Here is a 22,519-nt window from a genome sequence, read left to right as displayed (position 1 = left end):
AGAAAGGGTGTTTCAGCGATTTATCACTATCTTTGCAGTTCAAATGAGAAGATATTCGTTTATAGCCCTGCTGTTGTGTGCCGTCCTTTTCATGATGGCCAATGCCGACTACCAATTTCGAAAGAAGCATAAGCGTGCTTCTAATGACAGCATTACTATCAACAAAGCCGTGAGAAAAGACTCTGCCGGCCGTGAAATCATCGATACAACCAAGATGGATTCGCTGCAATTGGCTATTTACCGACACAACAAACAGATTGATGATTCCATTTATCTTGACTCATTAAACCGCCAAAAAAAGAACGGAATAGACGCTCCTGTGACCTTTTCGGCCAACGACTCCATGGTTTATGACGCGCAAAACAAGACAGCTTTCCTCTACGGAACATCGAATGTGAAGTACGAGAACATGGATCTTAAGAGCGAACGTATCTATCTTAACATGGACAGTAGTCTCGTTCATGCCACCGGGGTGCGCGATACGGCTACCAAAGGACTAACGGGAACACCTGTTTTTTCCATGGGATCAGACAACTATGAGAGCGATACCATGGCCTTCAACTTCAAGAGTAAGAAGGGACTTATACAGAATGTTACGACCCAACAACAGGAGGGTTTCCTTTCAAGTCAGCTTTCCAAGCGCAATGACAAAGGTGAGATTTTCCTGAAACATGGCCGTTATACCACTTGTGATAAAGACTGTCCGGACTTCTATATCGCCCTTTCACGTGCCAAAGTACGCCCTGGAAAGGACGTTGTTTTCGGCCCGGCATATCTTGTTGTAGCTGATGTTCCGTTGCCATTAGCCATCCCCTATGGCTTCTTTCCATTCTCCAAGAAATATTCAAGCGGTTTCATCATGCCCTCATATGGCGATGAAAGCACACGCGGTTTCTATCTCCGCGACGGTGGATATTACTTTGCTTTGAGCGACAAATGGGACTTGAAGCTCCTCGGTGAGATTTATACTAAAGGCTCATGGGGCTTGAGTGTAGCCACTAACTACCGCAAACGCTATCGTTACAACGGCACTTTCTACGCCGCATATCAAGATACCAAGACCGGAGATAAAGGCTTACCGGATTACACCCGACAGCAAAGTTTCAAGATACAATGGAGTCATCGCCAGGATCAGAAAGCCAGTCCGTACAGTTCTTTGGCTGCAAGTGTGAACTTTGCCACGTCAAGTTATGAGCGCAACAACTTGGGAAGCCTCTACAATCCACAGACACTCACGCAGACAACACGTACTTCTTCGGTCAGTTGGGGCACCAACTTCTCGAGCATCGGCCTTTCCTTGAGTGCCACTGCCAACCTGAATCAGAACATGAGCGACTCGAGTATAGCGCTCACTCTGCCTGATCTGAACATCAGTCTGAGCCGTTTCTATCCTTTCAAACGACGTCATGCCGCAGGCGCAGAACGCTGGTATGAGAAGATTTCCGTCAGCTACACAGGACAAATCAGCAACTCTATCAACACGAAAGAAGACCGTCTTCTCCGCTCCAATCTCATCAAAGACTGGCGCAACGGTATGCAACATCGCATCCCGGTGAGTGGAAACTTCACGCTGTTCAACTACATCAACGTGAGTCCTTCGTTCAATTTCACCGACCGAATGTATACCAACAAGGTGACAAAATCATGGAACAGAACCACTCAAAAGGAGGTTTCCGACACCACATATGGCTTCCATAACATCTACAATTGGGACCTTAGCCTCAGTGCAAGCACTAAACTCTACGGTATGTTCATACCTAACCGCAAGATTTTCGGCGACAAAATCCAGGCTATCCGCCATGTCATCACGCCTTCGGTCAGCTTCAGCTATGCACCCGACTTCGGCTCTTCACGCTATGGTTACTACAGCACTTATCAGCGAACCAATGCCGACGGCAGCGTCGAACTCGTTGACTATTCACCTTATTCCAATGGTCTTTACAGCGTTCCCGGCCGGGGAAAGACGGGAAATGTAAGTTTTTCGTTCGACAACAACATTGAGATGAAGATTAAATCCGACAAGGATTCAACCGGCATCCGCAAGATAAGCATCATCGATAACCTCGGTTTCAGAATGTCATACAACATGGCAGCCAAGGAGAAACCATGGAGTGACCTCAGTGTCGACCTGCGTCTGAAGTGGTGGAAGAACTATACTTTCAACCTCAATGCCGTCTTTGCATCCTATGCCTACGAGCTCAACAGCAACGGAGAGCCCTATGTCGGCAACCACACCTATTGGGGAATGGGCAAGATCGGCCGTTTCCAGGGCATGTCGCAGAACATCTCTTACACGCTCACTCCAGAGAAAATAAAGAAGCTTTTCGGTGGAGGCGGAGATGATGACGACACGAAAAGCAAGCGCAACGACCCCGAGGCAGAAGGAGTTGACACTGATATCGAGTCGAATGTTGACGATGATATGATCGAAGGACAGCGCAGTGCACGCCGTAAAGGTAGTGGCCACAAGGCAAAGACCGATGATGATGGCTACATGAGTTTCAGCATGCCATGGTCTATCACCTTTGGATATGGCATCACGATGCGTGAGAGTAACGACATCAACAGGTTCAACTACAAGACGATGCGCTATCCCTACACGTTCTCACAAACCTTGAACTTCAGCGGTAACCTGCGCATCAGCGACGGTTGGAACATCAGTTTTTCGTCGGGTTATGACTTCGAACACCACGCACTCAGCATGACAACAGCCAGTCTGCAGCGCGATCTTCACTGCTTCAACATGAGCTGTCAAGTCGTTCTTGCACCTTACACAAGTTACAATTTCACTTTCCGCTGCAATGCAAGCACACTCACCGACGCACTGAAATACGACAAACGCAGTGGCTACAGCAATGCCGTGCAGTGGTATTAAGCCTATGGAAAAGCCTTCATTCACCAAAGACAGCATCGAAGCAGCCTATTGCTTCTTTCATCAGAAATGGCAAGTTTATGCCTTTTCGCACAGTGAACACCAGAAAGATGACATCGAATATGCCATCAGCGAGTATGTCAACGAGATGAGTCCCGCACTCTATGAAACTCTCGCCAAAGGCAAAGAAGGCTTTCTCCTGACACATACGACTTTCGCTGACGACATGAAATCGGCCGTGGAACAATTAGGAAATCTTCTCTGACATTTATCTTATATACCACAAATAACATCTATGAAAAAATCTGTTCTCATGCCACTGCTCCTGCTCCTTGCCTTGGGAGCGACGGCACAGAATGTGCAATTGCACTACGACCTCGGTCATTCTCTCTACAAAGACCTTACAAACAGGCCTTCGGTTACTACCACTGTAGAAATGTTCAAGCCTGACAAATGGGGCAGTACTTACTTATTTACCGACATAGACTATCAGAGAGACGGCGTTGCGGGAGCCTATTGGGAGGTTTCACGCGAGTTCAATCTCACCAAAAACAAGCAGTGGGCAGCCCACATTGAATATAATGGCGGACTCTCTTCTGACGAAAACAGTTGGCAGGCAACGCGCTTCCAACATGCTGTGTTGTTAGGAGGTGCATGGAATTGGCATAGTACTGACTTCTCAAAGACATTCTCCGTGCAGGCCATGTACAAGTATTATTTCAAAAACAGACACTATGGTGCACACCCTTTCAGCGGCTTCCAGCTGACCGAAGTGTGGGGGATGACGTTCGCACATGGACTTTGCACCTTCAGCGGTTTCTGCGACTTATGGTACAATCCCAATGTAAATGGCAAGCTTATCGTGTTGAGTGAGCCGCAGTTCTGGTTTAATCTCAACGCATTGAAAGGCATGCAGGGCGTCAATCTGAGCCTCGGCAGCGAGGTTGAACTGAGCAACAACTTCGTCTGGAACAAGCGGGGAGAACACAACCGCTTTTATGCTTTGCCGACAATAGCAGCAAAATGGACTTTCTGAAAGCCTCTCCCACCCCTTTCCAAAGAAGAAAACGCATGCTTGGCAGTAAGGTTTGATCATCACGTTTGAATGATGAAACTCGGCCATAAGCACTTCGTAATTATCTTTACAAATGCTTCTTCAGGAAGGGGTCTGCTGAAAAACAATCGGGACTCGGCTTCAAATACGCGAGTTTTGAAGCCTTTAAGCAAACCATTGAGCATCAAACAGTTACACAAAATATCGCCTTTTAAAGGCTACCTACACACGAGAAAACACGCTGATTTGAGGCTTTTTACATCCTGACTTGCCTCAAATCAGCATGCAATCTATGGCATTTCATCACGCGTTTTGCACCATGTTGCAGTGCATTATGACGCAAATCACGAGAAAAGTTGATGCGATGAAGCAGACGAAAGGTATGGAATGCGCTTGCTACCCCACGAAAAACCGCCTTTCAATTTCTATTTGGTGCAGTCAAAAAGTGTTAAAAATAGCGACACAAAGTTTACAAAATCATCCTCTCCCCCGCCTCTGACCGGAAAGGGGGAAGAGCAAGATTGCAAACTAATCAGTGTGAGTTCGCGGGCTTTCTGAGCCTACGCAAAAAGCTTATCTGATTATGCTTTATCCACGATTAATTATACCTTAAAACGCAGGACAATAGTCTAAGCCAAACACTTCAGCAACTGCTTTATAGGTTACCTTGCCATTTACGATGTTCAGTCCCTTGCAAAGGGCTTCGTCTTCACGGCAAGCCTGTTGCCAACCCTTATCGGCAAGCGCCACGGTATAATGCAAAGTGGCATTTGTCAAGGCGGAAGTTGACGTATTAGGCACGGCACCCGGAATGTTGGCCACACAATAGTGGAGGATGCCATCGACCTCATAAACAGGTTCGGAATGGGTCGTCGGACGAGAGGTTTCGAAGCAACCGCCTTGGTCGATAGCCACATCCACGAGCACTGAACCGCGCTGCATGAGGGCCAACATGTCGCGCGTGATGAGCTTAGGTGCCTTGTCACCCGGCACAAGTACAGAGCCAATGACAATATCTGTCATGGGAAGTTGCTTGCGAATGTTATAGTCTGACGAATAAAGTGTATGGACATTGGGCGGCAGATTGATGCCCAATTGACGCAAACGCGGCAGGTTTACATCGGCAATCGTCACCTCGGCACCGAGCCCGGAAGCCATTCTTGCAGCGGCTTCGCCCACAGTTCCACCGCCAAGTACAAGCACACGAGCCGGTAAAACGCCCGGAACACCACTGATAAGTCTGCCATTTCCTCCCTTCGTGGTCTGTAGATAATGTGCTCCATTGAGTACAGCCATACGCCCTGCAACCTCACTCATCGGTACAAGCAACGGCAAAGAACCGTCTTCTTTCTGCACTGTTTCATAAGCAATACACACAGCTCCGCTCTTGATCATTGCCTCGGTGAGTGCCCGTTCGCAGGCGAAATGGAAATAGGTGAACACCACCTGCCCCTTACGAACAAGCGCATACTCGGGCGCTATAGGTTCCTTCACCTTCACAATCATATCTGCCTGGGCATAGACATCCGTGATATCAGGCAGGATTTTAGCACCTACTGCCTCATAATCTGCATCCTTAAAGCCGCTATTCTCGCCCGCGGTATGCTGCACGTAGACTTCATGACCATGCTTACAGAGTTCGTTTACGCCTGCAGGAGTCATGCCAACACGGTTCTCATTGTTCTTAATTTCCTTTGGAATACCGATTTTCATAGCTGTTTCCCTTTCGTTATTAAAGTTAGTAGTCATAGAATATGCAACAAATATAATGATTTATTTGATTGGTTGTAACGCAAAAAGGAAATTTAACTAAACAGAAATGAACAAATAAAAAGCGCCCAATCATGGGATATTTCCATAATCGGGCGCTCGTTTTATCGTATAGAAAGTTCTATGCTTTCTTGTCTTCAATGGCCTGTGTGATAAGACCTTCGAGTTCTTCGCACAGCTCGGGATTGTCGCGAAGCAATGCTTTCGTGGCGTCACGGCCCTGCGCAAGCTTCGAACTGTTATAGCTAAACCAGCTTCCACTCTTCTGAATGATGCCGTATTCTACACCAAGATCAAGGATTTCCCCTACCTTGCTGATGCCTTCTCCGAACATAATTTCGAACTCTGCCTTGCGGAATGGCGGTGCAACCTTATTCTTCACAACCTTCACGCGCACTTGATTTCCAATGATGTTATCGCCGTCTTTGAGACTTGTTACACGGCGAATATCAAGACGAACACTACTGTAGAACTTCAGTGCATTACCACCGGTTGTGGTCTCTGGACTACCAAACATCACGCCAATCTTCTCGCGCAACTGGTTGATAAAGATACAACAGGTGTTGGTTTTACTGATAGTTGAGGTGAGTTTTCTCAATGCCTGACTCATCAATCTGGCCTGCAAACCGACAACGTTGTCGCCCATATCGCCCTCAATCTCTTTCTTCGGAGTCAGTGCAGCAACTGAATCGACCACGAGAATATCAACAGCACTCGAGCGAATCAGCTCGTCGGCAATCTGCAAAGCCTGTTCTCCGTTGTCGGGTTGGCTTATCCAAAGGTTGTCAACATCAACGCCCAACTTTGCTGCATAGAAGCGATCGAAAGCGTGTTCAGCATCAATGAATGCTGCAATACCGCCCTTCTTCTGTGCTTCTGCAATAGCATGAATGGCCAAAGTAGTCTTACCTGACGACTCCGGGCCATATATCTCGATGATGCGACCACGTGGATATCCGCCCACACCAAGCGCCACATCAAGACCTATACTGCCTGTAGGGATCGTTTCTACATTCTCAATCTGCTCATCACCCATACGCATGATAGAGCCTTTACCAAAGTCTTTTTCTATCTTAGACATTGCTGCCTGCAAAGCTTTCAGCTTCTCGCTTTGCTGGTTAGCCACTGCTTCTTTTGCCATTTCTTCTATGTTTTATATGATTAAATGAGACATAATGCCTCGTTCTTTGCTTAGAGTTCCAGGTCGCCGTCAAACACTTCATGCCATGGAAGCCCATGAATGTTGAGCTGTTCCATGAACGGATCGGGGTCGAACTCCTCTACATTCCACACTCCTGGACGTTTCCAAATGCCCTTGACAAACATCATTGCGCCTATCATTGCAGGCACACCGGTCGTATAACTGACGCCCTGCATGCCGGTTTCCCTATAAGCTTCCTGATGTTTACAATTGTTATAAACGTAGTAAGTGCGCTCTTTTCCGTCCTTTATACCACGAATTCGGCAGCCGATAGAAGTCTCACCATCGTAGTTTTCGCCAAGATCCTGGGGATTAGGCAACACTGCTTTGAGGAACTGTAAAGGCACAATCTTCACCTTGGCAGTCTTTGTCGGGTCGTCAGCCAACGGTGCTTCGTACTCCACTTCATCGATACGGGCCATTCCAATGTTCTGAATTACATCGAGATAGTTAAGATATTGCTGGCCGAAAGTCATCCAGAAGCGAGCCTGCTTGATAGTAGGATAGTTCTTAACCAACGACTCCAGCTCCTCATGATGCATCAAATAGCTGTCGCGTGGGCCGATATTTGGATAGGTAAGGTCTTTGTGAACAGCCAGCGGTTCGGTTTCAATCCACTCGCCATCTTTATAGTATAAGCCCTTCTGGGTAATCTCTCTGATATTGATTTCAGGGTTGAAATTCGTAGCGAAAGCCTTGTGATGATTACCTGCATTGCAATCAACAATGTCGAGATAATGTATTTCATCGAAGTAATGTTTGGCTGCATAAGCCGTATAAATGCCTGAAACACCGGGGTCAAATCCGCACCCTAAGATTGCAGTAAGACCTGCCTGCTCAAACTTTTCCTTATAAGCCCACTGCCAGGAATATTCAAAATGCGCCTCATCCTTAGGCTCATAGTTGGCCGTATCAAGGTAGTTGCAACCACAAGCTAAGCAAGCTTCCATGATAGTGAGGTCTTGATAAGGCAGTGCAAGATTAACAACCAACTCGGGTTTATAGTCATTGAAGAGCGCCTTGAGCTGCTCCACATCGTCTGCATCAACCTCTGCGGTCTTGATATTCATCTTGTATCCCTTGGCATGAATAGCCTCAACAAGACGGTCACACTTAGCTTTGTGATGGCTTGCAATCATCAGTTCGGTGAAAACATCGGTGTTCTGGGCCATCTTAAAGGCTGCAACGGTGGCCACACCGCCAGCTCCAATCATCAGTATTCTACTCATATCTGTTTATTTTATTTCTTCAGCTTTGATGCCTAATGCACTCATCAGCGAGTAGCCTAATATCTCTTGGCGAAAGTTCCCGCCCTCCATGGGCTGCATTGCAAACAGCGTAATGCGCTTATCCTCATCGTCAACACGCCGCAAGAGATTGCGTAAACGGGCATAACCGTCACCATGTTCACTGTCGGGGACTATCATTACACGACGCACTTCCTTGTGCTCCAAAAGCGTATGCAACACGCTTTCGATGTATTCTTCCTTGCTGACGGCCGCGCCTGATGACACAGAAGTAATCGTGAATTCACCCAACCGTGCATCCGTAAAGGCTTTAGCATGAAGTTCACCGGCATAATCTGACGGCGTGAAATTGTCCATCTGCTTATGCTTCTCATCATGAACAAGCACCACCTGCACGTCGTTTTCTCCCGCACGCACACCTCCGTCAAGCGCCACACAGACTGCCCATTGGCTTAAATCTGCCTTTGGAATAGGCCTGCCTATCATGCGTTCGAAGTTGACAATGAGGTCGAAAGCGACCAAATCTATATAATCAGCATCAGCAATGATTATGTTTTCACTCATCCTGATGTTGCTGTCTACCTGTGAATTCATGCTACAAAGATAGTGTTTTAATTTGAGATTATCGTGGCTCATAATGTTTTTTTTCTTAACTTTGCAGTGCTTAATGCTGAATTAAATTTATAAGGAAAAATGACAACTTTAACTGTTTCAATCATCGTGGTATTTGTAGTGGGCTACCTCTTCATTGCCCTTGAAAGTATCACGAAAGTCAACAAGGCTGCCATTGCACTACTGATGTTCGTGGCTTGCTGGACACTTTTCATGGTCGATCCAACCGGTTATCTGCCCGGATTGACCGGCAATGCGCTCACAAATGCTGTAAGCAGCGCCATCGAACACCATTTGGGAAGTACCTCAACAACGCTCTTCTTCCTCATGGGTGCTATGACAATCGTCGAAATAGTCGACCAAAACGGAGGCTTTAACTGGGTACAGACGCGCATGAGTACCAAGAGCAAGCGGGGCCTGATGTGGAAGATTGCCTTCATGACTTTCTTTCTTTCGGCCATATTGGATAACTTGACAACATCCATTGTCATGGTAATGATACTGCGAAAGCTCGTGCATGACCATAAAGACCGCATTGTATATGCCTCGTTAGTGATTATCGCAGCCAACTCCGGGGGTGCCTTTTCACCGATTGGAGACGTGACAACAATCATGCTTTGGAACAAGGGTGTGATCACAGCTTTAGGCGTAATCAGTGAGATTTTCATTCCTTCGGTCATCTCACTTCTCATACCGGCACTCATCATGCAGACGCAACTCAAGGGAGAACTCACAACGACAGAGTCGTCATCCTACGACAAACGCGACGGCGAAGTGCTTGAGTTTACAGGCTTGGAACGCAAGATTATCTTTGCTGTGGGCGTTGGAGGACTGATGTTTGTGCCCGTATTCAAGTCGATTACTCACTTGCCTCCGTTTGTTGGTATCCTGCTTGTGTTAGGCGTTTTATGGACAGTAACCGAGGTATTCTACCGCCGACTGCATCATTATCACAAAGACATGACGTTCCAGAAGCGCGTTTCCAACCTGCTAAGCCGTATCGACATGAGCACCATTCTCTTCTTCCTCGGCATTCTGATGGCCGTGGCCTGCCTTGAGGAAATCGGCGTACTTACCGTCATGGGTGGTGCACTCAACGACACTTTCAACGGCAACCACTATCTCGTTACGGGCATTATCGGCGTGCTTTCAAGCATTGTTGACAACGTGCCTCTCGTGGCCGGATGTATGGGAATGTATCCCGTCACACCGACGGGCGACATGGCTATTGACGGCATTTTCTGGCAGTTGCTGGCTTATTGTGCGGGAGTTGGCGGAAGCATCCTCATCATTGGAAGCGCTGCCGGCGTAGTTGTTATGGGATTGGAAAAGATTACTTTCGGGTGGTATATGAAGCGTGTCAGCTGGATTGCCTTTGTGGGTTATTTGGCGGGAATACTGAGTTACTTCATCATCCGCACGTTCATTATGCCGACTGCACTGTAATATCAGTCGGCAAAATCATCATAAGACGGTTGCACTTCGAATGGAGATACAGCCGTTTTTTCTGTTTCGTAATTTCTTTTACAAATGCTCTTTCACAGCTCGCGTATTTCCAATGAAAAGCTCACCTGCCTGCAAATACGCGAGTTTTAAGCATGTTTGGTAAGGCTTTGAGTATGAAACGGTTACACAATTCCACTCTTTTTGCAAGCCAATTTTATGGCATAAGAAGTCGTGAAATGACTTGAATTGCACGGTGTTTTGACGCATATCAGCGTGTGAAATGGCATTCATGAGCAGACAATCTGACGCTAATGACGCATTAACTTGATGCAAATTGGTGAACAAAGTGTTTCGGGAGACAATACCAAAAGCATGAAATGCCTTGGAAAGGTCATGATTTGCGACTTTTCAAATTCTATTTGGTGGTGTTGCGAAGTAGCAAAAAACGTGATGTAATATTTACAAAATAACAGTTGAAAGAAAGGGTATCGAGCCTTGAAGGAAAAAGAGAATGAGAAGTAAGGGATAAGAAATTTATGCCTATCTGGAATGTAGTTTTCTCTGAAAATCCGTCTTTCAAAGCATCAAAAAAGGTGGTCTGCATGATGCAGACCACCTTTTCTGATATGTAAATATATGGAGAATGCAATTACTCTGCTACGAGTGTGAAGCGCTTGTAGGCAACAATCTTGGCATCGCCCTGCTTCTTCAGCCATTCATTGACGCTCAACTTGTCGCCTTCAGAGAACTGGAACTCCTGGTCAACCAAGCAGTTATCCTTGAAGAACTTGTTCAAACGACCCTTAGCGATGTTCTGAATCATCTGCTCATTGAGTGTAGCAGCCTTCTCTTCGCCTACGGTCTTCTTGATCTCTCTGGCTCTGTCAGCATCCTCTTGTGTCAGCCACCCCTTCTTCGTGTTGCTTTCAATGTGGTCTTCAGAGTCAACATGTGCAGGATTAATGCCAGCCTTCTTGAGCGCTGCATTGACTGCTTTTTCAACCATTTCTTCCTTGGTCTTCTCGACAGCTACCTTGAATTCCTCATCCTTTACAGACTGTGGAACCGAAGCTTCATCAAGTGCAACCGGCTTCATTGCAGCCACCTGCATGGCAATCTTGTGTCCGGCGTCCTCGTTGTTGGCGCTGAGTTGAACCATTGTTGCCAAAGTGTGGCGGCCCATGTGGTCGTAAACAGAGATGTTGTCTCCCTCAAGGAAGTTGTAACCATCTATCTCCATCTTCTCTCCGGTGATACCCGAACGGTGCTGAACTGCTGTTGCAGCGTCGTCACCATCAGCCAACTTGAGCGCTTTAACTTCGTCAAGCGTCTTGCATTTTGCAGCAACTGCCGCATCAAGAATATCCTGAGTGAGCTGTATGAAGTCCTTACCGGCAGCCACAAAGTCGGTCTCACACTTCACAGCAACCATTGCTGCGAAACCTGGAACGCACTTAACGAGCACGCAACCGTTAGAAGTTTCACGGTCAGAACGCTTTGCAGCGATAGCCAAACCACGCTCACGGAGCAGGTCTTTTGCCTTGTCGAAATCGCCTTCAGCCTCTGTAAGAGCCTTCTTTACGTCAGCCAAACCAGCACCGGTCATACTGCGAAGCTTCTTGATATCTTCTATTGAAATAGCCATAATATAGTCTTTTCTTTGTTTATTTGTTTGAAAAAAGATAGGGTCTTATTGATAATGCGTAGGTTCTTACAAGTTCCTGTCCTATCAAGTAAGACCCTATATCTTGATTATTCAGCCTTTTCAGCCTCGGCTTCAGCTGTAGGAGCTTCTTCTTCCTTGCGTGCCTTGCGAGTGCGCTTCTTGGTTTCAGCAACCTCTTCAGCCTGTTCAGCAGCAGCCTTTTCGTCTGCTTTCTCAGCCTTGCGCTCTTCAAGACCCTCAGCGATAGCACCGCAAACAGCCGTAAGTATAGTCTCTACGCTGTCTTTAGCATCGTCGTTTGCAGGGATTACGAAGTCGATGTTCTTAGGATCTGAATTTGTATCTACAATACCAAAAACAGGAATACCCAGACGGTTAGCCTCTTTCACTGCGATGTGCTCTTTCATTACGTCGATAACGAAGAGTGCACTTGGCAGACGAGTCAAGTCGGCAATAGAACCAAGGTTCTTCTCCAACTTAGCGCGCTGACGTGTAACCTGCAGCAACTCGCGCTTAGAAAGGTTAGAGAAAGTACCGTCGTTCATCAGCTTGTCGATGTTTGTCATTTTCTTAACTGCCTTACGAATGGTAGGGAAGTTGGTCAACATACCACCTGCCCAACGCTCGTTGACGTATGGCATGTTAACAGATGCGGCCTTATCAGCTACGATATCCTTAGCTTGTTTTTTAGTAGCGACAAACAGAATCTTCTTTCCTGACTTTGCAATTGCCTTCAATGCCTCTGCAGCTTCATCTATCTTAGCAACTGTTTTGTTGAGATCGATGATGTGAATACCATTGCGCTCCATGAAGATATAAGGAGCCATTGCCGGATTCCACTTACGCTTGAGGTGACCAAAGTGGCAACCTGCCTGAAGTAACTGGTCGAAATTTGTTCTTGACATTTCTTTTCTTGATTTTAATTGTTTACTTTCTTTTTTAATTCTTACAGTCTGCATACAACAGCATTACTATCATAAACAAACCTTTTTTGCTCAGAATCAGCCCGACAGTAATCCGGTCTTATACTGCATCGCAATACAAAGAAGCCACAGAGTCTGCCTGGTTTAGATACTAAACTAAATTGCCTTTGAAACTTTAAGATTGAATTTTGAACTTTAGAATATGCCGGGCTAAGCCCTATTGCATGTCATGATGACACAGAAAACAAATCATAAAGTTCAATGTTCCATATCCAGAATTCAAAGAACAAGCATTAACGCTTACTGAACTGGAAGCGACGACGAGCCTTAGGCTGACCTGGTTTCTTACGCTCAACAGCACGACTGTCGCGGGTAAGGAAGCCTGCATCCTTCAAAGCTTTCTTGTCTTCAGCGTTCACCTTGACGAGAGCACGGGCGATAGCAAGGCGGAGTGCCTGGCTCTGACCAGTGAAACCACCACCGTCGAGGTTTGCCTTGATGTCATACTTACCTTCAGCTTCGAGCAACATCAGTGGCTGCTTAACCACGTACTGCAGAATAGCTGACGGGAAGAATTCAGTTAAATCTTTCTTATTGATAATGATCTTACCGGTTCCTTCAGAAAGGTAAACACGAGCGACAGCGCTCTTGCGGCGACCAATTGCATTTAATACTTCCATCTTAATCCTAAATTATTTATACTGGTTAATATCGATTGACTTTGGCTTCTGAGCCTCCTTGTTGTGCTCTGCGCCATCGAATACATAAAGGTTATCCAACAAAGCACGACCAAGACGGCCCTTTGGAAGCATTCCTTTGACTGCATGACGAATGATTTTGTCAACACCATTGGCACGAGTACGAAGCTCGGCAGGAGTATTGAAGCGCTGACCGCCAGGATAACCAGTATAACGTGTGTAAACCTTATCAGTCTCCTTTTTACCTGTGAAGACCACCTTTGAGGCATTGATAATGATTACATTGTCTCCACAGTCTACGTGGGGAGTGAAGTTTGGCTTGTACTTTCCGCGAAGCAGCTTAGCTACTTTAGAGCAAAGACGACCTACAATCTGATCGCTGGCATCTACTACCACCCACTCTTTCTTAGCTGTTTCCTTGTTTACGGAAATAGTCTTGTAACTTAAAGTGTTCATTTTTAAAACTTAATTTTACTACTAAAAAACAATATTTATTACTTTTCGATAACAGAAACCTCGCGGCGCCTCCAGTCTAAAAGAGACCATCCACAGCTTTTGTCCTGTTGTCCGACAAATTCACTAACCGCCTTATCCGGCCAAAGAAAAGGCTATTAACACTGCCAGACTGCCGGAAATTCCAAGCGCTTTCCCAGCAATCGGTTTGCAAAGGTACATATTTTAAAGAAAGAAGCATAATGTAATAGACTGCAAATCCATTCTAATTACATAACTTTAACACTATTATTGAATATTAACAACACATAATAAGGTGAAAGCAATCTCTGCTTCCACCTTATTATATATATGGGGTCCTAAAAACTTCACCCTTTTCTACCCTCTTATTTCTTTACCATCTGCCCTTCCTACAGCATCAGACCGAATGACAAAGTCCTGAACTTCGGACCATAACCATCGCGTAAAAGATTGCAGGGACTATACTTGAAATAGAAGTCGGGGACACCTTTGACAGAGAGTGTACCCATGAAATCAACGGTAACGGGACTCACACGAACATTCGTATCAATATCTTTCACCTTGTGACCATCGAGCTTGTATCGTGTTTTCAGACTGCCGTAAGTATTGAAATTAATAACCGGACCGAGACTGAAGCCAATCCATCGTCCCTCATACTGATAGCGCAAAGGTATATTAATGCTGAAAACCTTAATACGAGAGAAGCGTGGCGTACTGCCTGCAGGATAGTGATCGAGAGCTACAGCACGATTATCCTTCACAAAACGCAGGTCATCCGTCATGCGATAATTACGCCAATCAAGTCCGAAACCGATAGAAAAAGCATGCGCATTACGCCATGGACGATAGGTCCAGTCGCTCACAATCCACCACAATTCCCATGATTTGAAAGGCTGAATATCTGCACCTGAAGGCATACCTACAGCGTTATTGAAACCTGCAACAAAGTGCATGCTGCATTCACGCTGAGTCTTTTTCCCCTTTCGAGGCTTACTGAAACCAGCGATAGAGAAGTTCCAAGTGTCGCTGTTCAAGGCCGAAGTACTCACGTAGTTGCTGTCAACGATTTGGATATTATTTTCATAATGATAGCGCGGATTAGTTGCACTACCCCACACTTCTACGCGCTGAACAGAGTCGCCTGTAATGATTCTGACCTTTCGCGGCTTCTCCACAACCACGGTGTCATTGTCTGATGATGCAGCAAAGGCCGACATGCTGAAAGCCAATGCCATGCAAACGAAGATTGTTTTCATAAGCTATAATTTAATTTACTAATTTTCCTAATTCGGCAATGCTTGCCACATTTCCCTCCATATAGACCACAGTAACCATCGTTAAATGGCCTTTCGTCAATGTGAGATAGCACAGATAGCGATAAAGACCATGCTGTTTGGGGAAAGCCATGATGAGTGTTGTCGCACCTTTTCGGTTAGTCTGTTTTATATCCGTGGCCATTTTACGGTCGCGTTCCACCAGTTCATCAACGGTCTTACGTTGCTGTTCATTGGCATTGAAACGCACACTGTGATAGAATTGAAGTCCATATTTACTGATGGCACGCCCTTTTACACGAACCTCCACCATTTCTTCGCGTGGCACCACCTTACCCGTGAAGAGCGCATTCACGTTCAATCCCTGTTGAGCGCGAGCCACAAAGGAAAGCAACGCCAAGCATATCGTCAAGAAAATACGATGTTTCATAACACTGTTTTTATTGATTTTCCCGTTTTATTTCAATCTGTTCCAAAGATGTCATGCAACTGATGATCAACATTGGCACCATCATTCTGATGAATAGTCTGCATCGTTCCATATACCTCTTGCATCACCTTTTCAGGATCAGTCACATGCTGATTGTAGACATATGCCTCACAGTAATCCTGTCGTTCAGGGCTCCAGAACAAGCTCCCAACAGCAATCATCAGCGCTATCGAGGCTGCAACACCGACAAACACCTTATAGAAATGTAAATGAGCTGCCTTCGGTTTACATTCCGCCACCACCTCTTCATCCGGTTTCATGGCTGCAAACGAACAGAAAAGTCCACGCAAGGGCAGTAAATCTTCTGCCACCTCTTCACCTGTGAAGTAGCGATAGAGCTGCTGTTCTTCATCAAGTGAAGTATCGCCCGCCATGAAACGGTCTGCCAATTGCCTGATTATTTCGTCGTTATTCATCATGCTGTTGCTTTAAGAATTGTAGTTTAATCGCTTGTCGGGCACGGCTCAACGTCTTCCTTACTGCCACTTCCGAGCTTCCTGTAAGCGAGGCAATATCTCGCATTTCCATTCCTTCGATATGACGTAAACGCATCACTGTCTGCTGCAATGTAGGCAATGTGTCGATAATCCGCATCACCTGTATATAGCGTTCATCGCGCATCGGCTCACATTCTGCCATATTCTCGGGCACATCAACCATTGGCTGTCGGCGCCGAATGAGGTCAACACAACGATTTTTCACCAATACTGAAGCCAGAGGTCCCATGGGTAAGTGCAGCGAATCGAGCAATTGCCAAAGCTTGAGCAGCACATCCTGCACGACATCCTCAGCCTCATCACCATCCTTCAGATAGCCTCGGGCAATGGTAAGCATGCGTGGTCGGTTGCGCTCCACCTCTTCTTTATATTCTTCGATGGTCATCGTTGCTGTCTCAGATCTTTACTCCTATTACGCAAAGTTACAGCATTTGTGACACCACAAAAAGCATTTCTTTTATTATTTTCTTAAAAACCATTGAATATCTTCTGTCAGTAATGCCGATTTCCTAAATGAAATACCTATATTTGTTGCATACAGAGTGCCTTTATCTACAAAGTGAAAGCGATATTTCTTTTGTCAAGTTTATTTCTGTTTTTTAACATTTCTACCCATGACCAAATAGAAAAGGAAACACCATTTCTGTGCATTTGCGAAACCATTCTATTGTTCTGACACCTCCATTTTTACCTACTTTGCCTGCAACTCCAGTCATAACATGCTGTAATTTGATGCAAAACACACGATTATTTGAGTCTGAAAGCATCGTCATCTAAGGCAAGTTATAAAGTAATTTGAGTCGAATCACAGCTTTTTCCTATGTGATTTTTCCTTACCATTTGGTCTGAAATCAATAACATGTTGACTATCAATATATTATATATCATCAAAATATAGCATACATTTGGGATGAGGAAACCTTTTAGTTCAAATTCTTAAATCTAATAAAACAAATTGTAAAGTAATCTGATAGCTTTTAACTTACTTTTGAATAATTAACAAAACGCAAAATTATATGATAATATATAAAATTTGCATACGGTCTACTTTAAAGAATGTGAAAAATCACTTTTGTAACAAAAATAATAGTAATTTTGACCTCTAATGACAAAAATTAGGAATTATCTTGTACAAAGTATTTAGGTGGTAATTAATAAATTTATTATTCATAATGATGAAAAGATTGATGACAATCCTTGCTTTTGCTGGCTTAACAATAACCGCTTTGGCACAGGAAACCGTTTCAACGAAAAAGTATAGCGTAGCTACTAATTCGTTTTGGAGCAATTGGTTTGTTCAGGTTGGCGGTGATTACAATGCTTGGTATTCCAATCAAGAGCATGGACTTGGACTTGACAATGGCAACCATTATGGTCTATTTGCAAAACAACGCCGTACGTTTGGAGCCTCTGTGGCAGTAGGAAAGTGGTTCTCTCCAGGCTTCGGTCTACGTACAAAATTACAATTGGGAAAGGCCAAGAAAGTCGGTATGGTAGGCGTATCTAAGTTGGACTATTGGACTTTGAACGAACATCTCCTGTTCAACATGAGTAACCTGCTCTGCGGTTACAATCCAGACCGCGTATGGAATGTTACACCTTTCATTGGTGGTGGCGTCACTCGTAATGAGTCCATCAGCCTCTATGCCATGCAATTGAGTGTAGGTATCAACTCTTCTTGGAAGTTAAGCCGCCTTCTCGACCTCTATGCTGAAGTGGGATGGAACCGTATGGAAGAGGATTTCGATGGCTATGAAGGCTATAATCAAAGAGCAAAACACCATGGATATGGCTGGGAAGACAAGGACAACAACCTCTATGCAGAAATTGGTTTAACATTCAAACTCGGCAAATCAGGCTGGAACAAAACCCCGGATACAGATGCTTTAAAGACTATGTCGCAATCACAGATTGATGATTTGAATAATAAAATCAAGAATGCAAACGACGAAGGAGACAGACTCCGCAATGAACTTGCTCAGGCTCCAAAGGATGATGTGCAGACTAAGAGCATCAAAGAATTCATTGCTATGCCTATTTCTGTATTCTTCAACATTAACAGAACCGAACTTGCCCGACTCAAAGACCTCGTCAATGTACGTGCACTTGCAAAATATGCAGTTGAGAACAACAGCCGTATGCTTGTCACTGGTTATGCTGACTCGGCAACAGGTACGCCTGCTATCAACCAGAGACTCTCTGAAGCTCGTGCGAAGAGACTTGTTGATGAGCTTGTCAAGATGGGCGTAAATCGCTCTAACATCAGTGTAGCAGCAGGTGGTGGTGTCAAGATATTGGAGTATCCAAGCTACGATCGCCGTGCTACTGTTCAGATTGTTGAATAAGCCTTTAACACGTATCAGATAGGGAACTCATCATAGTTTCTCTCTAAATATACAATAGCCTCGACCGAATTCTTTGGCCGGGGCTATTTTCTTTTATCACAGTTGAGGAACATGCATGATATCATTCATCCCTACAAACAAGATGATATCAAGCATAAGGAAAAACAATCATCTCTCCCAGTAATGCTTTCCGTAATGTAAATGACAGGCATCATAGAGTGATTTCAGGCGAGAAAGACGTGGAATGAAAGCAGAATAGGAGCCTTTTTGCAGACACCAGGCATTCTCTGCAAGCGCTGCCATGCGTGGAAGCATCATGTATTCAGCATGATTTGGCACTGCAATATATTCCGTCCAGAGGCACGCTTCAACACCAATGATATGCTTACGGTTTTCAAATGAGATGTCATTGGGCACTATAACCATATTATACACGCTATCCAAAGGAAGATAAAGGTCATTGGAAAACGGTTCATTGCTCGTCTTGGGATTGGCTTGATTGCGATTGAAATAACAGTATTTTGACGGTGACATGATGACATCATGTCCTTTCTGAGCTGCCCTAATGCCATAAACGGGATCACGCCAACAATGGATTATCGCGCTTTGATGAATGTTTCCACCAAGGATTTCGTCCCATCCCATGATACGACGGCCTTTGGAATTGATGAATTTTTCTATTCTGTTCGTGAAGTATCCCTGTATGGTTTTAGGCGTCAAATGCTCACGTTGCATGAGTTTCTGACACTTTTCACAATTTGTCATGCGTATCGTCGGTGCCTCATCTCCACCGATATGAATGATTTCTGAAGGGAAGATATCCATTAATTCAGTCAGAACGTCCTCGCAAAACTGATAGGTCTGCTCATTGCCAAGGCAGAGAATATCATCAAATACACCCCACCTTGTACCCACTTGATAAGGACCTCCGGTGCAACCTAAAGTCGGTATAGAAGCCAATGCAGCCAATTGGTGGCCCGGCATATCTATCTCTGGGACGACAACCACATGGCGCTGACGGGCATATTCCATGATTTCCCGTGCCTCATCCTGCGTGTAATATCCGCCATAAGGCGTACCATCACAAACCGAACTGTTGCGTCCGATTACGGTTTCCGGGCGATTACTGCCAACAGCTGTCAGCAAAGGATACTTCTTAATCTCAATACGCCAACCCTGATCTTCCGTGAGATGCCAGTGAAAGCGGTTCATATTGTGCATGGCCATAAGGCCAATGACTTCCTTGATAAACTTGACAGGGAAGAAATGACGACCGCAATCAAGCATCATTCCTCGATAAGTAAAGCGCGGAGCATCGATGATTTCCACCGCAGGAAGGTCTACAAAAGCCGTCTTTCCCACAGGCAAAGCCTTGCGAAAAGTCTGAATTCCATAGAAAACACCTGCTGCCGTACGCCCCTTTATGGCAACACCTTTCTGACTCACAGAAAGCGTATAGCCTTCATCATGCTTTATGTCACCCCCAATCACGAGTCGGATAACATCACCTCTTGACTGTAAAACATTTGTAGAAAGCACAGGACGGATACCTGTAATTTCACGAACATAGTCCTGAAGGAAACGTGCATTACGCTCCATTTCTTCGTCAGCTTCGGGATAAACGATGCGAGTTGAAGCACTAAGTCTGAACATAGATTTGCCCGTTAGATGAATTTGCTGTGGCATAGGAACCACAGAATAATCGGCTCGCTGTGCATGAAGCGTGATGACCGACATGAGAAGCAAACTCAAAATAATACTCTTTTTCATATTTTTAGGATTGGATTATCGGTTAATCATCGGCAAGACAAAGTCCATTACAGTTTCGAAAACCATGCCATGCCCTATTATATATAAAACGGGAAACATCTTCTTATCTCATAAACTCACTGATATATTTTGTGTTTTTTAACTAAATGAATGAATGGGGCGGATTCCATACGCAAGTGCAAAGTTAGGCAATTGTGTATGGAATCCACCTAAATCTACCAAAACTTAAAATGCAGATTAAAAAAGAGAAGCTAATTAAATAACAGCAAGAAAATATATCAATGTCGTTACAATTAGCAATACCCAGCGACCCAAAGGAGAAGAAAAGAATGCAATTCCTTAACAAACAGTTTTAATTTATGGATAATGATTTTTGCCAACGCTTAGAAAAAAATATCCAACTATTAGCAAAGCCGAAAAAAGTTTAGTATACCCATAAAGATTGGACTTGATGGATATAAAATTATGACTATCCTTAATATATTTGGTTCAGGTTTTTTACAAACTCCGTTATAGACTAAGAAAGCGATTAGGACTCAACAATGAAGATTTAGAGAAATACATTCAACATTTAAGGTAATGAATTCTTTATAGTTATAAGTGAACATTTTTTTATAATAAAAAACGAGACAGATTGACATTACACTACCCAGCCTGCTTTGTTCTGAATTCGTCGAACTTATGTTAAATATGATCTTTGAGTATATTGAAATATTTTTCATCTACATCCTCAAATATTTCCTTTCCTTCTAACATATAGGCGCTCATCAGTGCATCTTTCGCCTTTTCCATATTTCCAAGTTCATAGAACGACTAACCTAATCCAAGCCAAACATATCCATATTCGACTGCATCAGGACATAGTAAGGCTTTATTGTAATAGGAGTTTGCCGTTGGGTAGTTTCCAAGATTAAAGCAACAATCTCCTAAAGCCGTATATACATGTAAAGCTATTTCCCAGTCTGTTTGGGGTGTGGGGATTAAATTCAGTGCACTTTCGTAATGCTTCAGTGCAGACTTGAAGAATTCATTTTCGGAGGCATTGTCCCCTTGATTCATTTCCTGCATAATGGAATCATACAATTCATCGGATAGTTGATTCATCATTCGTATATTTTTGAGGATTCCTATAAAAATCTAGTACTTGGGCTCTTGTTCTCTAAAACAATCCATACCAGCTTTCTTATATGCGTTATCAAAACTCTCCCAAGCGACATCGAGATCTCCGTTGTGAAAATAGATTTTTCCCCTTAAAAAGTTCCAATCACCAAGTATATGTTGATTCTTAAAAACTCGACCTAGTTTCTCTACCCATTTCTTTGCATTGGAGTAATCGTTAATTGCCAGATAATTGTCTATCATCCACTCCATAACATTGGAATAGTCACCATAATCTCCTTTTGGATCAAGAAAAAGATATAAGCATTCCTCATACTTTTGGAATGATGCATTGTATCTCTTTTGTTGAAATAACTCATAAGTCTCGTCACTTAGTTTATCGAATTGCTCATAAAATTTGTCTGATAGGTCTTTATATTGTTCGATGTTCATAATTGATTTATAGATTAGGAGAGGATTTTGATTTGTTTTATTTTTTTATGTGCTTCGATTATAACTGTAATGTTTATTTATCAAAAACTACTCCCAAGTTTCAAAACTTATTCCGGTTATGTTGTTATTGGTAATAACGTCTTTTAGCGCTTGTGAAACAAACAAGTATGACTTGTCATAGGCACAGCGGAATATATCCCGTGTCTTTTCTTTTATAAAGTATGGAACATACACTATCCCTTTCTCAATATCTGATTTTTCAAGGTCTATTACATTGTCTAATAAGATATTAGTTTTTAAGTAATAGTATCTTTCTTGATCCCAAGATGAGGCAGATTGTATTATGATGGGATACCAAGTAAAATCATCGGAATTATCAGCATGTTTCACTATCAAATCTTTTAAGCGCTTAGAGCATAGCGGTATATTTAAATCATTAACCAAATAGTCTGCAAACTCTCCTTCCTTCAACTCCATCTTTAATTCTTTCCAAGCAATATCTTGTTTCCAATTCTGAATATCAGCTGGCGACAAATCTTCATCAGAAAAGGCAAAGCCATAGTGTTGATCATCATAATCTTCACTGCTTTCAACGAAATATACTTTTTCTGTTTCCATTCCTCTATCAA

At 44.1% G+C, this 22,519-nt stretch carries 21 protein-coding genes; 5 read left to right on the top strand and 16 right to left on the bottom strand.

Features of this window, described 5'->3' with window-relative positions; all coding sequences use genetic code 11:
• Window positions 1-43: 43 nt before the first annotated feature.
• From EL210_RS04475 to EL210_RS04465, 3 genes are read left to right on the top strand one after another with little or no spacing between them, the layout of a single operon-like run.
• Entirely contained in the window at window positions 44-2,875 is a 2,832-nt protein-coding gene (locus EL210_RS04475) for a putative LPS assembly protein LptD (protein WP_018919918.1), read from the top strand.
• Complete coding sequence (locus EL210_RS04470; protein WP_025879817.1) at window positions 2,856-3,137, top strand: hypothetical protein; 282 nt, start codon at window positions 2,856-2,858, stop codon at window positions 3,135-3,137. The genes EL210_RS04475 and EL210_RS04470 overlap by 20 nt, the downstream gene beginning before the upstream one ends.
• Before the next feature lie 30 nt (window positions 3,138-3,167).
• Window positions 3,168-3,908 (top strand): nucleoside-specific channel-forming Tsx family protein, encoded by a 741-nt coding sequence (locus EL210_RS04465; protein WP_018919920.1) that lies wholly within the window; start codon window positions 3,168-3,170, stop codon window positions 3,906-3,908.
• A gap of 627 nt (window positions 3,909-4,535) precedes the next feature.
• Here EL210_RS04465 and ald read toward each other — a convergent pair.
• The 4 genes from ald to EL210_RS04445 all read right to left on the bottom strand — a co-directional run bounded on the left by ald (window position 4,536) and on the right by EL210_RS04445 (window position 8,738).
• A complete protein-coding gene (gene ald, locus EL210_RS04460; RefSeq protein WP_025879815.1) occupies window positions 4,536-5,639 on the bottom strand; it encodes an alanine dehydrogenase in 1,104 nt (367 codons plus the stop codon).
• 178 nt (window positions 5,640-5,817) lie between these two features.
• Window positions 5,818-6,837 carry a recombinase RecA gene (gene recA, locus EL210_RS04455; protein ID WP_004371104.1) on the bottom strand — a complete coding sequence of 340 codons (1,020 nt, stop codon included), beginning with the start codon at window positions 6,835-6,837 and terminating at the stop codon, window positions 5,818-5,820.
• A 50-nt stretch (window positions 6,838-6,887) separates the two neighbouring features.
• Window positions 6,888-8,126, bottom strand: coding sequence for a saccharopine dehydrogenase family protein (locus tag EL210_RS04450; protein WP_004378367.1), 1,239 nt, complete (start codon window positions 8,124-8,126; stop codon window positions 6,888-6,890).
• A gap of 6 nt (window positions 8,127-8,132) precedes the next feature.
• Window positions 8,133-8,738 (bottom strand): DUF6621 family protein, encoded by a 606-nt coding sequence (locus EL210_RS04445; RefSeq protein WP_018919924.1) that lies wholly within the window; start codon window positions 8,736-8,738, stop codon window positions 8,133-8,135.
• A gap of 99 nt (window positions 8,739-8,837) precedes the next feature.
• Here EL210_RS04445 and nhaD point away from each other — a divergent pair, with 99 nt between their 5' ends.
• Window positions 8,838-10,202, top strand: coding sequence for a sodium:proton antiporter NhaD (gene nhaD / locus EL210_RS04440; RefSeq protein ID WP_018919925.1), 1,365 nt, complete (start codon window positions 8,838-8,840; stop codon window positions 10,200-10,202).
• A 649-nt stretch (window positions 10,203-10,851) separates the two neighbouring features.
• Here the strand turns inward: nhaD and tsf are convergent.
• From tsf to EL210_RS04400, 8 genes are all read right to left on the bottom strand, one after another.
• On the bottom strand, window positions 10,852-11,847 hold the full coding sequence (gene tsf, locus EL210_RS04435) for a translation elongation factor Ts (protein ID WP_004371099.1): 996 nt from the start codon (window positions 11,845-11,847) through the stop codon (window positions 10,852-10,854).
• A gap of 107 nt (window positions 11,848-11,954) precedes the next feature.
• Entirely contained in the window at window positions 11,955-12,773 is an 819-nt protein-coding gene (gene rpsB, locus EL210_RS04430; protein ID WP_025879814.1) for a 30S ribosomal protein S2, read from the bottom strand.
• Between the two features lie 311 nt (window positions 12,774-13,084).
• Window positions 13,085-13,471 (bottom strand): 30S ribosomal protein S9, encoded by a 387-nt coding sequence (rpsI, locus tag EL210_RS04425; RefSeq protein WP_004371097.1) that lies wholly within the window; start codon window positions 13,469-13,471, stop codon window positions 13,085-13,087.
• Window positions 13,472-13,483: 12 nt separating this feature from the next.
• A complete protein-coding gene (gene rplM / locus EL210_RS04420; protein WP_004371096.1) occupies window positions 13,484-13,945 on the bottom strand; it encodes a 50S ribosomal protein L13 in 462 nt (153 codons plus the stop codon).
• Between the two features lie 407 nt (window positions 13,946-14,352).
• A complete protein-coding gene (locus EL210_RS04415; RefSeq protein WP_025879812.1) occupies window positions 14,353-15,219 on the bottom strand; it encodes a hypothetical protein in 867 nt (288 codons plus the stop codon).
• 10 nt (window positions 15,220-15,229) lie between these two features.
• A complete protein-coding gene (locus EL210_RS04410) occupies window positions 15,230-15,667 on the bottom strand; it encodes a DUF6108 family protein (RefSeq protein ID WP_018919928.1) in 438 nt (145 codons plus the stop codon).
• A 32-nt stretch (window positions 15,668-15,699) separates the two neighbouring features.
• The gene (locus tag EL210_RS04405) at window positions 15,700-16,146 is read right to left on the bottom strand and encodes a hypothetical protein (RefSeq protein WP_018919929.1); all 447 of its coding nucleotides are present in this window, start codon (window positions 16,144-16,146) and stop codon (window positions 15,700-15,702) included.
• Window positions 16,136-16,609 (bottom strand): RNA polymerase sigma factor, encoded by a 474-nt coding sequence (locus EL210_RS04400; RefSeq protein WP_018919930.1) that lies wholly within the window; start codon window positions 16,607-16,609, stop codon window positions 16,136-16,138. The genes EL210_RS04405 and EL210_RS04400 overlap by 11 nt, the downstream gene beginning before the upstream one ends.
• Before the next feature lie 787 nt (window positions 16,610-17,396).
• On the opposite strand from EL210_RS04400, the gene EL210_RS04395 reads away from it, so the two are divergent.
• A complete protein-coding gene (locus EL210_RS04395) occupies window positions 17,397-18,569 on the top strand; it encodes an OmpA family protein (RefSeq protein WP_018919932.1) in 1,173 nt (390 codons plus the stop codon).
• A 168-nt stretch (window positions 18,570-18,737) separates the two neighbouring features.
• Here EL210_RS04395 and EL210_RS04390 read toward each other — a convergent pair whose 3' ends face one another.
• The 4 genes from EL210_RS04390 to EL210_RS04370 form a co-directional block, all read right to left on the bottom strand.
• Entirely contained in the window at window positions 18,738-20,339 is a 1,602-nt protein-coding gene (locus EL210_RS04390; RefSeq protein WP_018919933.1) for a beta-N-acetylhexosaminidase, read from the bottom strand.
• An 813-nt stretch (window positions 20,340-21,152) separates the two neighbouring features.
• A complete protein-coding gene (locus tag EL210_RS04380) occupies window positions 21,153-21,446 on the bottom strand; it encodes a tetratricopeptide repeat protein (RefSeq protein ID WP_018919935.1) in 294 nt (97 codons plus the stop codon).
• A 30-nt stretch (window positions 21,447-21,476) separates the two neighbouring features.
• Entirely contained in the window at window positions 21,477-21,890 is a 414-nt protein-coding gene (locus EL210_RS04375) for a hypothetical protein (protein WP_018919936.1), read from the bottom strand.
• Between the two features lie 87 nt (window positions 21,891-21,977).
• Complete coding sequence (locus EL210_RS04370) at window positions 21,978-22,508, bottom strand: imm11 family protein (protein WP_018919937.1); 531 nt, start codon at window positions 22,506-22,508, stop codon at window positions 21,978-21,980.
• Window positions 22,509-22,519: the final 11 nt, after the last annotated feature.

This window comes from Segatella oris (genome assembly GCF_900637655.1).
Taxonomy (GTDB): Bacteria; Bacteroidota; Bacteroidia; order Bacteroidales; family Bacteroidaceae; genus Prevotella; species Prevotella oris.
This window is presented reverse-complemented; position numbering and strand designations above follow the sequence as displayed.

What these genes read in the sequence shown, in the direction of transcription:
- EL210_RS04475 (WP_018919918.1), top strand. Translation starts at nt 44, where the DNA reads ATGAGAAGATATTCGTTTATAGCCCTGCTGTTGTGTGCCGTCCTTTTC.
- EL210_RS04370 (WP_018919937.1), bottom strand. Translation starts at nt 22,508, where the DNA reads ATGGAAACAGAAAAAGTATATTTCGTTGAAAGCAGTGAAGATTATGAT.
- EL210_RS04390 (WP_018919933.1), bottom strand. Translation starts at nt 20,339, where the DNA reads ATGAAAAAGAGTATTATTTTGAGTTTGCTTCTCATGTCGGTCATCACG.
- EL210_RS04470 (WP_025879817.1), top strand. Translation starts at nt 2,856, where the DNA reads ATGCCGTGCAGTGGTATTAAGCCTATGGAAAAGCCTTCATTCACCAAA.
- EL210_RS04400 (WP_018919930.1), bottom strand. Translation starts at nt 16,609, where the DNA reads ATGACCATCGAAGAATATAAAGAAGAGGTGGAGCGCAACCGACCACGC.
- EL210_RS04415 (WP_025879812.1), bottom strand. Translation starts at nt 15,219, where the DNA reads ATGAAAACAATCTTCGTTTGCATGGCATTGGCTTTCAGCATGTCGGCC.
- EL210_RS04395 (WP_018919932.1), top strand. Translation starts at nt 17,397, where the DNA reads ATGATGAAAAGATTGATGACAATCCTTGCTTTTGCTGGCTTAACAATA.
- tsf (WP_004371099.1), bottom strand. Translation starts at nt 11,847, where the DNA reads ATGGCTATTTCAATAGAAGATATCAAGAAGCTTCGCAGTATGACCGGT.
- rpsI (WP_004371097.1), bottom strand. Translation starts at nt 13,471, where the DNA reads ATGGAAGTATTAAATGCAATTGGTCGCCGCAAGAGCGCTGTCGCTCGT.
- EL210_RS04445 (WP_018919924.1), bottom strand. Translation starts at nt 8,738, where the DNA reads ATGAATTCACAGGTAGACAGCAACATCAGGATGAGTGAAAACATAATC.
- rplM (WP_004371096.1), bottom strand. Translation starts at nt 13,945, where the DNA reads ATGAACACTTTAAGTTACAAGACTATTTCCGTAAACAAGGAAACAGCT.
- EL210_RS04410 (WP_018919928.1), bottom strand. Translation starts at nt 15,667, where the DNA reads ATGAAACATCGTATTTTCTTGACGATATGCTTGGCGTTGCTTTCCTTT.
- EL210_RS04450 (WP_004378367.1), bottom strand. Translation starts at nt 8,126, where the DNA reads ATGAGTAGAATACTGATGATTGGAGCTGGCGGTGTGGCCACCGTTGCA.
- EL210_RS04405 (WP_018919929.1), bottom strand. Translation starts at nt 16,146, where the DNA reads ATGATGAATAACGACGAAATAATCAGGCAATTGGCAGACCGTTTCATG.
- ald (WP_025879815.1), bottom strand. Translation starts at nt 5,639, where the DNA reads ATGAAAATCGGTATTCCAAAGGAAATTAAGAACAATGAGAACCGTGTT.
- EL210_RS04380 (WP_018919935.1), bottom strand. Translation starts at nt 21,446, where the DNA reads ATGATGAATCAACTATCCGATGAATTGTATGATTCCATTATGCAGGAA.
- EL210_RS04375 (WP_018919936.1), bottom strand. Translation starts at nt 21,890, where the DNA reads ATGAACATCGAACAATATAAAGACCTATCAGACAAATTTTATGAGCAA.
- rpsB (WP_025879814.1), bottom strand. Translation starts at nt 12,773, where the DNA reads ATGTCAAGAACAAATTTCGACCAGTTACTTCAGGCAGGTTGCCACTTT.
- EL210_RS04465 (WP_018919920.1), top strand. Translation starts at nt 3,168, where the DNA reads ATGAAAAAATCTGTTCTCATGCCACTGCTCCTGCTCCTTGCCTTGGGA.
- nhaD (WP_018919925.1), top strand. Translation starts at nt 8,838, where the DNA reads ATGACAACTTTAACTGTTTCAATCATCGTGGTATTTGTAGTGGGCTAC.
- recA (WP_004371104.1), bottom strand. Translation starts at nt 6,837, where the DNA reads ATGGCAAAAGAAGCAGTGGCTAACCAGCAAAGCGAGAAGCTGAAAGCT.